Origin of the sequence: Salmonella sp. SJTUF15591 (assembly GCF_043356435.1) — a bacterium.
GTDB classification, from domain to species: Bacteria; Pseudomonadota; Gammaproteobacteria; order Enterobacterales; family Enterobacteriaceae; genus Salmonella; species Salmonella enterica.
This window is the reverse complement of record NZ_JBEUJO010000009.1, coordinates 61,612-73,827: the sequence shown is the minus strand read 5'-3', so window position 1 is coordinate 73,827 and position 12,216 is coordinate 61,612. Positions and strand designations below refer to the sequence as shown.

The window sequence follows — 12,216 nt, the reverse complement described above, 5'->3', positions numbered from 1 at the left end:
TGAAATACCTCGTGCAAATTGATGCAGCTAAGTATGCATAGGTTTTATGCCTCAACGTATACGTTATCAAACAGAGCCCTGCTCAAATACAGTATCAAAATATGGTAGGAGAGGATAAGCACACAGAAAGAAAATCAGGATGCATGCATATGTCGTTGTTTCATCGTAACAAGCATTAGTATATAAATTACCATGTGCTAATTTATGTCTTAAGGTTGCCCCACTCTTTCTATTAAAAAGAACATCGATAGTTAAAACAAGATTCTTAGAAAAGATACTTTCCAAATCATCTCTGCATTTATCTAGAAGCTGAGAAATACTTGTTGACTCCTCTAATCCCTTATCCAAATATCTAGTAGCATCCTTTCCACTAAGCTCATAATAATAACGAACCATACCTTCCATTTGTGGTATTAAAAGATAAGCTGCACTGATGTAATCTCCCTGCCATAATTTGTAAAAGCCCAAATTAAAAATCTCCCTAAACTCCGGCTTGACAATTGGACTAGTTGTAACTAATTTAACGAATGTTGACAACGTCAAGCCATGTTCTTGAGAAAGTACATAGCGAGCAGGTTCAAAGACACCGTTTACAAAAATCTTATGAGTAATCTCGAAATTTCTTAGATATTGATCAATAACAACATCATCACTTATATCTTTTTTATTATCCAACGGCGGGATTGTATATACCTTACGCCCACTCTCATCATTAATTTCTGTTCCAACAAAACTAGAGAATAAACTTTTTTCTGATAATCTTAAAACTTGCTCCCTCATGCTTTCAATATTTTCAATCGGTGTTTCACGCATTAAAACTTTGAATATATCGGGCAAAGAACGCCCCGTCAGTTTTTTTTCACTTTCAGCAACCAAGTCACTAATATCAATAGAATGGCTTAAAGTGACATATTCACTCCTTACTTCTTCTCTCAAATTAGCAAGTTGTTCCTTTAAATCTTCTATCTGTTGGCTATCACCACCGTACTGTCTTAATTCAGAGATAGCTGTTCTTAACCAAGAGATCTTACCCATATTATCAGGTCGATCTGTTGCAACTTTAATAGTAATATTTGCAGATGCCAGTTTACATCTCTTGGCACGTTCATACTCACCATTTTTTTCATAAATAACTGCACTTGTCATATAAAGTGATTTTACAGCATCATAATATTTTTTATCTTTATGCTGCTCAGCCATCTTCTCAGCATTTTCCGCATACTGCAGATTATACCCATCAAAATCACGCACCATAAACCAAGTCAAATTATTGAAACCTTCAAAGATTAATCTTTCATTTTGAATACTATAAAGAGAATGAATGGCATTTTTAATCGCCATGTTTCCTTCTGATTTTCTAGGGTAGACCATTTTATTAATGTGCAAAGCCCTAGCAATATAATCACGAGCAAAAATAAAGCAATTTAAATCACTTTCATCCATGCTTTCGTTTTTTATTATTAGTTTTTCAATTGCTATATTTAGCATTTCAGCATAGGAATCAATTGCTTTAATTGCCACGTCTTTATTTTTCCGATTATTACACCAAACAACATCATATATTCTTGATAACAAAAATGGATTGGTTATTTTTTGAGAAACATATAAAAGACAGTCATTCACCTGCTCATCAAAATCTTCAGGCAATATTGATCTTTTATTACCCCAAATCATTTGGGGTTCAAATGATGGAGTGTTGTTAACAACTTGCAAATTGAAACTATATAGCATACCAAAAAGAGATGCTAATTTTTTCTCTTTGGGGTTTTCTGATGATTCAGCAATCCCATCCAGATATTTTTTTATTTTATGTGCATGAAATGTAACTGGTATATGCATAAAAACACTATAATCTAGTGTTTCAAGCTCTTCCCTTGTAAGAACAAAGATATCATTCATCGTTTTCACCTTTTTCAGTATAAATTTGCACACATTATTAGCAACATAATTATCAATAGTTAACACATGCAGATAAACAGCAATTTTACTATTATGCAACAAATTAAATCAGATGTTTATTGCTCTGAATAACAATAAAACCAACTCCACTCATCAGCGACCGGATACGTAAATTTTTTCCCGTTGTAATCTACGGTCGCACCACGCGCCAGCGCCTCAAGCTCCCATCGCTGCGGCCTGATACCGTTCTGAGCAAGGTCAACGCGGATACGGGTAATTTGCATTCTTTCCGACCGGGTCAGTCTGGCCGATGGCGCTATTTCATGCGGTTTTAACGGGCTTCCGTTTCTTTGCTGACGGTTTGGTCTTCTCAGGCCGTGTTTTAATGCGCCCCTGAGCGCCCTCACGACCTCCGGGTCATTCCATTCGATAACACCGTCATCAACCAGATTAAGCACTGCTGCGGCGTGCACAGAAGGCGTGGGAGCCGGTAACGAAGTATCACCACCGGTGAGCTTTCCACAGTTATTGACAGGACTCCGAGGCGCGGCGATGCCGCTTTTTAAAGTCAAAGGCTCAACGACCGGAACTTTCGGCACAATGCGCCAGTCCGTCGTTCTGGTGATATGAATATGACGCGCGCCGAGATGCGGCGCGTAAATGCCGACCACTCTCTCGACTTCTTCCTCGTACTCGTTAACGTCATCCGACGGGCTACGGGCAACCCTGACAGTCTGACAATCGCGTGGGACATTTGCCCCGCCCTGCGCGCTGATATACAACGCAAAATCACCACTGTCTGCGGCGGCGCGTGCAGCCTCGACGCGTTCGTCAAACTCATCAGCAATGCTGACGCCGCGAGGCAATTTGCGTAGTTCACGGTAAGCCCCCATTGTCGGCAGACCAACCGTTTTAAATTGCGGGATACGCCACGTTGACGCCCATGCGGTAACAGCCGCTGCAGTGTCTTTCAGCGGTCTGCCGGTATCGTTATCGAGCTGCCCATCCAGTGCATAGCCGTCGATATTTTTTGAGATGTATTTCGCGATATACCCCGCAGCACCGCCCCGGTTAAGGTGTTTCGCCTGAAAACGGTTTCGCGCGGCTCCTCTTTCGTCGCCATCCTCTTTGAGCGCATAGCGACGCATGATTTCGATAATCTGGTTACGCTGGCGTGGATTACAAAAAAGCATCATATGCCAGTGCGGCGTTCCGTCGTGGTGTGGCTCGACGACACGCAAACCGTAGACCTGTAAATCATTATCCTTGAATGCCGTGCGCATCAGGCTCCAGATACGGCAGAGATAACGCTGCGCATCCTTTGGATTAAATGCCTCATCGTTCCAGCCGTGATTTAGCTGGACGGTTTTACTTTCGCCTTTTCTGACCTGACGTGTCGGATGATACTTTGACGGCGCGGTCAGCGTGATAAACATCCCCACATCACCCTCTGCGGCAGCGTAACGCTCAATACCGGCGATGGTGTTCATCAGCTCCATCCGGCGAATTTCAGGATTAGAAATACTGCCCATCACCTTACTGATAAGGTCGATGCGCTCGCCGGTTTCCCTGTTTTCAAGGTCACACGATTTAAGAAATTCCAGATTTGCCTGGCGGCGTGCACGTACATCACGAATGGCATGTTTACTGGCATAAGGAGAACGGTCTTTATTCACCTCCCCGACAGCAATCAGTAACGCCTCATGCCAGCGCATACGCTGGCCTTTAAGCTGATGAGTCCACCACTCATCGTTAAACAGACGGGCAATGGCAGAATATGCCTGCCTCGTGGTTATCTGTCCTTTACGGTATTTTTTCCAGTAGAGCGGGGAAATATTGAAAGCACGTGCAGCGCCAGCAACATGACCATACAGATGATCCTGCGCCTCATCCGTAAACAGCGATTCTTTTTCGCCATGCGCATCCACCCAGGCATCGCAGAGTTCCTCATACATCATGAAAAGCTGCGATGAGATACGGGCAGCAAACTTTTTCAGCTCCTTGTCATTCATTCCAGGCAGGCGCGCATAGTGGTCACGCTCTGCCAGAAACAGCAACGACGCGTCGGTATTCATTTCATGACGCTGATTCACGCGCTCAATGCGCGGCCATAAACGACGCTGAAAAGTGGATGTGAGGAAATAAAACCCGTGCACCGGGCTTTTATTGCGCCGAATGTAGTCATAGCGTGAAGTAAACAGCGAGCGCAAAAAGTAAGGCAGGCGGTTAATCGTGGATAAAACACCTTGCACCTGACGCATCTCGTCACGTGTAAGGGGTCTTTCGCGCCCGACAGCCTCGCGTGGCGCGTTCCATGCATAAGCACCGGTAAACGTCTTACCGGTGCCTGCGGCAAATGCTGACGGAGGGACAAAACGCCCGGAGGCTTTAACGGTCATATGAGCCCAAAGCCTCTGAACAACGCTTGCTGAGTTGCTCAACCTGCGCGTTTAAATCAGCAAAAGACTTTGCGCTTCCGGTCAGAATATCGTGATGCATCAGGCCGGAAACGAGCTGGCTTAATTTCGGGTAATAACCAACCACCGCCAGCCATTCCTGACCGGCGTTTTTACCGCTTTCCGCTCTCTTTTTCTCGTGGAGAATAAACTGAAAGCTGTCACTGGTAACGACATAACGCTCGCCAATTTCAATACGAATACTCATGCCATTCTCCGGTAATGTTTGTTTTTTGCTTCAAAAACTGACTGACAGGAAACACAACGCGTGGCTGACGGATAAGCCGCACGACGGGCAGCAGGTATTGGCGCATCACACTCTTCGCAAACCAGCGAAGAAACACCGCAATGTTTTACCCTTGCCGCGTTAATCTGGCGCTCCAGTAATTCAGCCTGTTGTTCCTGAATAAAATCTACGTTGTCCGGCATTACCAGTTCCTTTTGTCGTTCAGTTTTTTAAATTCATCAGCGCAATAGCTGGCGATTTCTGTCGTTAATTTCGTCAGTTCATCCACGGAGGAAATTTGCTTGTGAAATACAGCGCGTTTAACAAGTAAATTGACCACATCAGACAGGAGGTTTAATTCATTCTGATAAATCGCGATAACAGATTCAGTTATGTCGCGCTTTTCTTTATCAAGACAAAGTTGAATAAGAGACAAATCACCATTTTCCATAACGGTGATTTTTAAGGCGTTATTCAGTAATACAACTGAACGAGAACAGGACATCAAAGCACCTCCCCGCGAGACAATCCGATATTGTGAAATTTTTCCGACTCCTGACTGAGCAGCTCGACTATCTCCACGCGGGATAACTCCGCCTTTGTGATGTGGCGAATCATGGCGTCAAGATGAGAAGAAAAGCGCGTCGCAGCGTCGGCCTGTGCTTCGGTTCTGGCCTGTTGCAGCAGTAATGCGTATTTACCGCACTGATTTTCAGAAACTGTATACATGACTTTCTCCAGGCAAAAAGAAGCCCCGCACAATTAAGTGCGTTAAAAACTCTGGTTAATTATTTAATGCAGATATTGCTCTGGTTTTACCGACGTCAGAATTGTCGGTGCATACTCAAACAGGCTGAATAATTCACGTAATGCACGGAATAAAGCATCACGCCAGTAACATGACTCTTCATTAATTCGCCAGTATGGCTGGTTGAATTCTTTTTCAGTCAATCCGGCATGCATAAATAAAGTACGGCGCTGACTGACAGTTAAAAAGCTAATATATGCATACTCACTTGCGCCAACCTGACGGCGTTTTGAGAATGCCCCGCGCAATTCATCAATTGCACAAACCAGCCGTTCACGTTCGACGTCGTTCATTTCTTCAAAACGCATCGTTGCGTGACGCTGTTTTAACTGTGCATGAAAGCAAACCGTTAGCCGTTCGCGCTCCATCATCTGATTATAATAATCACATGTCTCCTGCCAGCGAGGGACGGCAAGATGCTTGCCAATTATCCGGCGCATAGCTGCTGGCTGTTTTTCAACGAGATTGAGCGTCATCACTGTCATTTCCATACCCTCCGGCTTTTCAGAAAGGTCAGAACCTTTTTTAACGGACTCTGTTTTTTGGTGCGGATAATGATTCCCTTACGCCCCTTACCGTGGGTGATGGTGAAGTCAATCGCCCTGGGGCTTTCGTTACGCAATAACTGAGCAATACAACGCGGCTCATTCATAATCACAACCCCATCCACAAAAGCCATGCATCACGCTGTTCAACCGGTCGGTTATAAAACGCCTCACGTACAGCGCGATTAAACTCAGGAATGAAAACCCATTTTTCACCGGCACGAGCCTTCGGTTTGCAAGGATCACGCAATTCAATAATTGGTAATTTATTTGCCTTCACCATTTCACTGACGGCTGTCTTTGGCTTCCCTAATAAATCAGCAAATTTATCCACATGAACCGCATCAAGCGGATACTGAATCACATAATTTTCAGCGTCCATATATGGTACCCTCATAGGATCCAGCCCTTTCTAAACCACTCAAAACCGTTTAGACGCTGGTTTATTCTCAAATCAACGGAACCTATATAGGTTCCAGTTTTGAGGGAATTTAGTCCCTATATAGGCACCATGTCAAATGAAATTAAGCGAAAAGATTAAGGCCTTGCGTGAGGCTGAAGGGCTAAGCCAATCAAAATTCTGTGAAATCATAGAGTTACCGCTAAGCACACTTAAAAAATATGAAGGAGGAAACTTTGAACCCGGTGGCACAGCTTTGCTAAAAATCACTATGCATCCCACATTCCAAAAATATGCTCTATGGCTTATGACAGATAAAACCGCGCCGGACGCAGGACAGATCGCACCGGCTCTCGCGCACATTGGGCCAGAGTCAACAGAGTCCAACCACTCCGCGAAAAGGATTGGCTAACTCTATATAAAGATTACATTTTCACCATTTGCTACCAAGATGGTGAATACAGCGCCGGAGGGCTTTCTTATGGCAATTAAGAAGCTCGATGATGGTCGCTATGAAGTGGACATTAGACCTCGCGGTCGCGACGGAAAACGCATCCGCAGGAAATTCGAAAGAAAAGCTGAAGCACTAGCATTTGAGCGATACACAATCGCCAATGCCAGTCAGAAAGAATGGGGAGGCCAGCGAGCAGACCGCCGAACTTTGAGTGAGTTGCTGGACATCTGGTGGAAATATCACGGGCAAAACCACGAGCATGGAACAAAAGAGTTTAATCATCTACTCAAAACCATCAGCGGCATAGGTGATATACCAGTGAGCCGGATGAGCAAAAGGGCTTTGATGGATTATCGTTCCATGCGACTACGTGATGGTATCAGTGCCGCAACGATAAACCGTGACATGTACCGATTATCCGGCATGTTCACAAAATTAATTCAATTGGATGAATTTTCCGGGCAACACCCAATTCACGGACTGCCGCCACTGGCGGAGGCCAACCCTGAAATGACGTTCCTGGAAAAAGCAGAAATCGAAAAACTGTTAAATGTTTTGGCTGGTGATGACTTACTTGTCGCGCTTTTATGTCTGAGCACTGGAGGAAGATGGACGGAAGTTGCCACGCTAAAACCAGCACAGATTACAAATTGCAGGGTTACCTTCCTGAAAACCAAAAACGGTAAAAAGCGAACCGTGCCGATTTCTGAGGAACTGGAGAAAAAAGTTAAAGAGGAGGCCAGCGCCAAATTATTCAAAGTTGATTATGAGAAATTTTGCGGGATTTTACGCAGAGTGAAACCTGATATACCACCCAATCAGGCAACCCACATCCTGCGGCATACATTCGCAAGCCATTTCATGATGAATGGGGGCAATATAATCGCACTGCAACAGATTCTGGGACATGCGAGCATTCAGCAGACGATGGCCTATGCGCACCTTGCGCCTGACTACCTGCAAAATGCCGTCGCTCTGAATCCACTAAAAGGCGGAGTGACATTATAAATTTCCCCCTCTGAGTGTCCACATAGTGTCCACACTCAAGAAATTTTGAAACCACTCCAAACCCTTACAGCTTTCGATAAGTGACTGTTTTTACTTTTGATTGCATGTAAGTAATTGATAAAAAAAACCCCCACATCATGTGGGGGAAGACAGGGATGGTGTCTATGGCAAGGAAAACAGGGTTGTTACTGGGAACGTGAGTTGCTACTACTCAATAATTTCAACGATGAACTTTTTTGCCATTGCGCCACGTCGCGCAGTTGCTCCATTCGTTGCTGATGCTTTTCATTCAAAACCGCTTGCTGCTCCGGCGTTAACAGGCGATACATCTGGTTACGCACGCGGGCCATTTCGACCTGGCGGGCAACCTGCTCTTGCGCCATTTTTTCTGCCTGAGCGCGCACAGCGCTTTCATCAAATTTTTCTGCGGTGACAAGCCGATGCATTGTCTCCATTTCGCTAACATTAACAGGAGGCTGTTCGTGCCTTGCCTGTTGCATAAGATCTCGCATCTGCTGACGCTGATGTTCGGTTAAACTTATGCCGTCAAACATATGATTTTGCGCGCTACGCTGCGTGGCCCCGTCACCGGGGTGCCAGTTATCGCTTGTAACAACTTCAGCTGCGTGGCTTAAAAAACTGAATGCCAGCGTTGAGGCCATAACAGCAGCGGTAACTTTGCGCATCGCTTGCTCCCAAAATCTTTTCTGTCGCGATTCAACGAGAGACAGTTTACGATTCGGGCTGCAAACATGCGTCAGGGGGTGTAAAACAACGTAAAGTCATGGATTAGCGACGCCTGATGACGTAATTTCTGCCTCGGAGGTACGTAAACAATGAATAAAATCCTGTTAGTTGATGATGACCGAGAGCTGACTTCCCTGTTAAAAGAGCTCCTCGAAATGGAAGGTTTTAATGTCCTGGTGGCCCACGACGGCGAGCAGGCGCTTGAGCTTTTGGATGACAGCATCGATTTACTTTTGCTTGACGTCATGATGCCGAAGAAAAACGGTATCGATACGTTGAAAGCGCTTCGCCAGACACACCAGACGCCTGTCATTATGCTGACCGCGCGCGGCAGCGAGCTGGATCGCGTTCTCGGCCTTGAGCTGGGCGCGGACGACTATTTGCCCAAACCGTTTAACGACCGCGAGCTGGTAGCGCGCATCAGGGCTATTTTGCGCCGTTCCCACTGGAGCGAACAGCAGCAGAGCAGCGACAACGGCTCGCCGACGCTGGAAGTCGATGCGCTAAGCCTTAATCCGGGCCGCCAGGAAGCCAGTTTCGATGGCCAAACGCTGGAGCTGACCGGTACGGAGTTCACCCTGCTCTATTTGCTGGCGCAACACCTCGGCCAGGTGGTTTCCCGTGAACATTTAAGTCAGGAAGTGCTGGGTAAGCGCCTGACGCCATTCGATCGCGCCATTGATATGCATATTTCTAACCTGCGCCGCAAACTGCCGGAACGCAAAGACGGTCACCCGTGGTTTAAAACATTGCGTGGTCGCGGCTATCTGATGGTTTCCGCTTCATGATAGGAAGTTTAACCGCGCGCATCTTCGCCATCTTCTGGTTGACGCTGGCGCTGGTGCTAATGCTGGTACTGATGTTGCCCAAGCTCGATTCACGCCAGATGACCGAGCTGCTGGACAGCGAGCAGCGCCAGGGATTGATGATAGAGCAACATGTAGAAGCTGAACTTGCGAACGATCCGCCCAACGACCTGATGTGGTGGCGTCGCCTGTTCCGCGCGATCGATAAGTGGGCGCCGCCTGGACAGCGGTTATTACTGGTGACCTCTGAAGGACGTGTGATCGGCGCTGAACGCAGCGAAATGCAGATCATTCGTAACTTCATTGGTCAGGCGGATAACGCCGATCATCCGCAGAAGAAAAAATATGGCCGCGTAGAGATGGTGGGGCCGTTCTCCGTTCGCGACGGAGAGGATAATTACCAGCTTTACCTGATTCGACCGGCCAGCAGTTCGCAATCCGATTTTATTAATCTGCTGTTTGACCGCCCGCTCCTGTTGCTCATTGTCACGATGCTGGTCAGTTCGCCGCTCTTGCTATGGCTGGCATGGAGTCTGGCGAAACCGGCGCGTAAGTTGAAAAACGCGGCTGATGAAGTGGCGCAAGGCAACCTGCGTCAGCATCCGGAGCTGGAGGCGGGTCCGCAGGAGTTCCTCGCCGCTGGCGCCAGTTTTAACCAGATGGTGACGGCGCTGGAACGGATGATGACCTCGCAGCAGCGTTTGCTGTCAGACATCTCCCATGAGCTGCGAACGCCCCTTACGCGCCTGCAACTGGGTACCGCGCTACTGCGTCGTCGTGGCGGCGAAAGCAAAGAGCTGGAGCGTATTGAAACCGAAGCGCAGCGTCTGGACAGCATGATCAATGACCTGCTGGTGATGTCGCGTAACCAACAGAAAAATGCGCTGGTCAGCGAAACGATGAAAGCCAATCAGCTATGGGGCGAAGTGCTGGATAACGCCGCCTTTGAAGCCGAACAGATGGGCAAGTCGTTAACGGTAAATTATCCGCCGGGGCCGTGGCCGCTCTATGGCAACCCAAACGCGCTGGAAAGCGCGCTGGAAAATATTGTTCGTAATGCGCTGCGCTATTCACATACGAAGATTGAAGTCGGCTTCTCGGTGGATAAAGACGGTATTACGATCACGGTCGATGACGACGGGCCGGGCGTCAGCCCTGAAGACCGCGAGCAGATCTTCCGTCCGTTCTATCGCACTGATGAGGCGCGCGACCGTGAATCCGGTGGTACTGGCCTGGGTCTGGCGATTGTCGAAAGCGCCATGCAGCAGCACCGCGGCTGGGTTAAGGCTGACGATAGCCCGCTGGGTGGGTTGCGGCTCACGCTGTGGCTACCGCTGTACAAGCGAACCTAATGTTATTCATGGCTCGGTAATACTTTCCCTTACCGAGCCTTAACCATTTAAAGCGTATCGAGGATGCTGTCCAATTCATCACCATTCACGCCATACTTTTCCGTTATGAACTTAAACTGTTGATACAACTCAGCTAAAAACTCCTCATCCAGAGACCGCTCCCAAAGCTCCTCAATAGATTTGAGGTGATACTCTTCGAATAAGATGTGCTTAACTTCTTCCGTACAAGCCTCGAGAATATGTGCGTCCACAATTTACATATCTTTTGTGAATAATTAATAGGTTACCAGCGGAATAAGGCAAACGCCGTCATCCGGCAATGTACACCTGACTGCCTGACGGCGCTACGCTTATCCGGCCTACGTACCGCGCTATCGGGAGATTTCCGGCGCTAAAATCCACTCGGCGCTGTCGTTCCACACGTCCATCCGGGTAATTTTGCCATCGCGCACTTCGAAACGATCGATAAAGCGGTTATCGGCAAACGGGCGACCGTCGGGCCATTCCCCATACAACGTACCGTTGGAATAAATCACAACGTAATCATCATGCTGCACCGCATCAAACTCGCCCAGCGCCTTCTTCACCCACTTGTAGCGAGCGCCGTTAAACTGCGCGATATCTGCCGCGCCCGCCATCGCCCGGCCTCCGGTGAAGGTAATTTTCACCTCCGGGTGCATATACGTTGCGGCGCGTTCAGCATCGGGAATCATCGAGGCCACCAAAAATTCTTTTACGATCGCCACCGCATTTTCAGCTTCAGTCATAATCCTTCCTTTCATTTTGGCGGAGTTTTATCCCCCCACAGTCGTCTGGCGCTATCTTCAATTTTGCCGCTCAAACGACGCTTCTGCATGGTGCGGCTCCAGCTCGCCGACAGCCCGGCGGCGCTCAACAGCCGGTGATATTGTTCGTCATCAAACGGCATAGACCAGGCGATAACACCCGCTTCATGAACCGAGACATCGCTCAGACGCGACGCCAGTTCCAACGGCGCATCGCTGGAGACCTTACCTGGCGCAATGACCCGATACAGCCAGCCGGTTTTTCCGCTGTTCTGCATAAGGAGGGCCATGTCGCTGATGGCAAAGTGGAAATTAAGTTTAAAGCATGGAGAGCGCGGCTGAGTGACCTGGATCAACGCCTCCCCCCAGCGGTAGATATCGCCAATAAACACGTTGTGTTCGGTCATTCCGTTCGTCGACAGATTCTCGCCAAACGCCGGGGCGCAAAACAGCGTCGCCTGCTCGGGGAACTGGCGAATCCAATCAGCATAGTGTTCGCGGGGGTAATGGCATAGCGCGCGGTCGGGGCCGCCGTGGATTTTCTTTTCGGCCTGCTCATCGCCTGCCAGACCCAGCTCGGTCAGCATGAGTTCGCCGTCGATTTGCACCTTGGCGATAGCGCTCGGGCGGCTGCCGTCATAGTCACGAATTTTGCCAATAAACACGTCAACCGGATAATGCATCTGCTGCTCCTTACGCGGATACAAAAAAAGCGAGTCATCAGACTCGC

At 47.9% G+C, this 12,216-nt stretch carries 17 protein-coding genes; 4 read left to right on the top strand and 13 right to left on the bottom strand.

Annotated features, from left to right (window positions below):
• Positions 1 to 66: 66 nt before the first annotated feature.
• From ABVM99_RS19235 to ABVM99_RS19195, 9 genes are all read right to left on the bottom strand, one after another.
• Positions 67 to 1,899, bottom strand: a complete 1,833-nt coding sequence (locus ABVM99_RS19235; protein ID WP_023223105.1) for a hypothetical protein — start codon at positions 1,897 to 1,899, stop codon at positions 67 to 69.
• Between the two features lie 116 nt (positions 1,900 to 2,015).
• Entirely contained in the window at positions 2,016 to 4,298 is a 2,283-nt protein-coding gene (locus ABVM99_RS19230) for a replication endonuclease (protein ID WP_023223106.1), read from the bottom strand.
• Complete coding sequence (locus tag ABVM99_RS19225) at positions 4,288 to 4,563, bottom strand: DUF5405 family protein (protein ID WP_000027666.1); 276 nt, start codon at positions 4,561 to 4,563, stop codon at positions 4,288 to 4,290. Before ABVM99_RS19225 ends, ABVM99_RS19230 begins: the two co-directional genes overlap by 11 nt.
• Positions 4,560 to 4,784 carry a TraR/DksA family transcriptional regulator gene (locus ABVM99_RS19220; RefSeq protein ID WP_001113272.1) on the bottom strand — a complete coding sequence of 75 codons (225 nt, stop codon included), beginning with the start codon at positions 4,782 to 4,784 and terminating at the stop codon, positions 4,560 to 4,562. Before ABVM99_RS19220 ends, ABVM99_RS19225 begins: the two co-directional genes overlap by 4 nt.
• Positions 4,784 to 5,086, bottom strand: a complete 303-nt coding sequence (locus ABVM99_RS19215; RefSeq protein ID WP_001277964.1) for a DUF5405 family protein — start codon at positions 5,084 to 5,086, stop codon at positions 4,784 to 4,786. The genes ABVM99_RS19220 and ABVM99_RS19215 overlap by 1 nt, the downstream gene beginning before the upstream one ends.
• On the bottom strand, positions 5,086 to 5,310 hold the full coding sequence (locus ABVM99_RS19210) for a DUF2732 family protein (protein WP_000288879.1): 225 nt from the start codon (positions 5,308 to 5,310) through the stop codon (positions 5,086 to 5,088). Before ABVM99_RS19210 ends, ABVM99_RS19215 begins: the two co-directional genes overlap by 1 nt.
• Positions 5,311 to 5,373: 63 nt before the next feature.
• Entirely contained in the window at positions 5,374 to 5,874 is a 501-nt protein-coding gene (locus tag ABVM99_RS19205; protein WP_000217677.1) for a hypothetical protein, read from the bottom strand.
• Entirely contained in the window at positions 5,871 to 6,041 is a 171-nt protein-coding gene (locus ABVM99_RS19200) for a hypothetical protein (protein ID WP_001005164.1), read from the bottom strand. The genes ABVM99_RS19205 and ABVM99_RS19200 overlap by 4 nt, the downstream gene beginning before the upstream one ends.
• Before the next feature lie 2 nt (positions 6,042 to 6,043).
• Entirely contained in the window at positions 6,044 to 6,316 is a 273-nt protein-coding gene (locus ABVM99_RS19195; protein ID WP_001308179.1) for a Cox family DNA-binding protein, read from the bottom strand.
• 136 nt (positions 6,317 to 6,452) lie between these two features.
• Between ABVM99_RS19195 and ABVM99_RS19190 the strand changes: the two genes are divergently transcribed.
• Complete coding sequence (locus ABVM99_RS19190; RefSeq protein ID WP_000777029.1) at positions 6,453 to 6,746, top strand: DNA-binding transcriptional regulator; 294 nt, start codon at positions 6,453 to 6,455, stop codon at positions 6,744 to 6,746.
• Positions 6,747 to 6,815: 69 nt separating this feature from the next.
• A complete protein-coding gene (locus ABVM99_RS19185; protein ID WP_000985246.1) occupies positions 6,816 to 7,796 on the top strand; it encodes a tyrosine-type recombinase/integrase in 981 nt (326 codons plus the stop codon).
• A 185-nt stretch (positions 7,797 to 7,981) separates the two neighbouring features.
• Here ABVM99_RS19185 and cpxP read toward each other — a convergent pair whose 3' ends face one another.
• The gene (gene cpxP, locus ABVM99_RS19180) at positions 7,982 to 8,482 is read right to left on the bottom strand and encodes a cell-envelope stress modulator CpxP (protein ID WP_001233463.1); all 501 of its coding nucleotides are present in this window, start codon (positions 8,480 to 8,482) and stop codon (positions 7,982 to 7,984) included.
• A 150-nt stretch (positions 8,483 to 8,632) separates the two neighbouring features.
• Between cpxP and cpxR the strand changes: the two genes are divergently transcribed.
• Positions 8,633 to 9,331 carry an envelope stress response regulator transcription factor CpxR gene (cpxR, locus tag ABVM99_RS19175; RefSeq protein ID WP_001033731.1) on the top strand — a complete coding sequence of 233 codons (699 nt, stop codon included), beginning with the start codon at positions 8,633 to 8,635 and terminating at the stop codon, positions 9,329 to 9,331.
• Positions 9,328 to 10,701: an envelope stress sensor histidine kinase CpxA gene (gene cpxA / locus ABVM99_RS19170; RefSeq protein WP_000580402.1), complete on the top strand. Its 1,374-nt coding sequence runs from the start codon at positions 9,328 to 9,330 to the stop codon at positions 10,699 to 10,701. The genes cpxR and cpxA overlap by 4 nt, the downstream gene beginning before the upstream one ends.
• A gap of 47 nt (positions 10,702 to 10,748) precedes the next feature.
• On the opposite strand, the gene ABVM99_RS19165 is transcribed toward cpxA, so the two are convergent.
• The 3 genes from ABVM99_RS19165 to yiiM form a co-directional block, all read right to left on the bottom strand.
• Entirely contained in the window at positions 10,749 to 10,952 is a 204-nt protein-coding gene (locus tag ABVM99_RS19165) for a hypothetical protein (protein ID WP_000338672.1), read from the bottom strand.
• A gap of 120 nt (positions 10,953 to 11,072) precedes the next feature.
• Positions 11,073 to 11,468: a nuclear transport factor 2 family protein gene (locus ABVM99_RS19160; RefSeq protein WP_000133442.1), complete on the bottom strand. Its 396-nt coding sequence runs from the start codon at positions 11,466 to 11,468 to the stop codon at positions 11,073 to 11,075.
• A gap of 11 nt (positions 11,469 to 11,479) precedes the next feature.
• Positions 11,480 to 12,169, bottom strand: a complete 690-nt coding sequence (gene yiiM / locus ABVM99_RS19155) for a 6-hydroxyaminopurine reductase (RefSeq protein ID WP_001651174.1) — start codon at positions 12,167 to 12,169, stop codon at positions 11,480 to 11,482.
• Positions 12,170 to 12,216 lie beyond the last annotated feature (47 nt).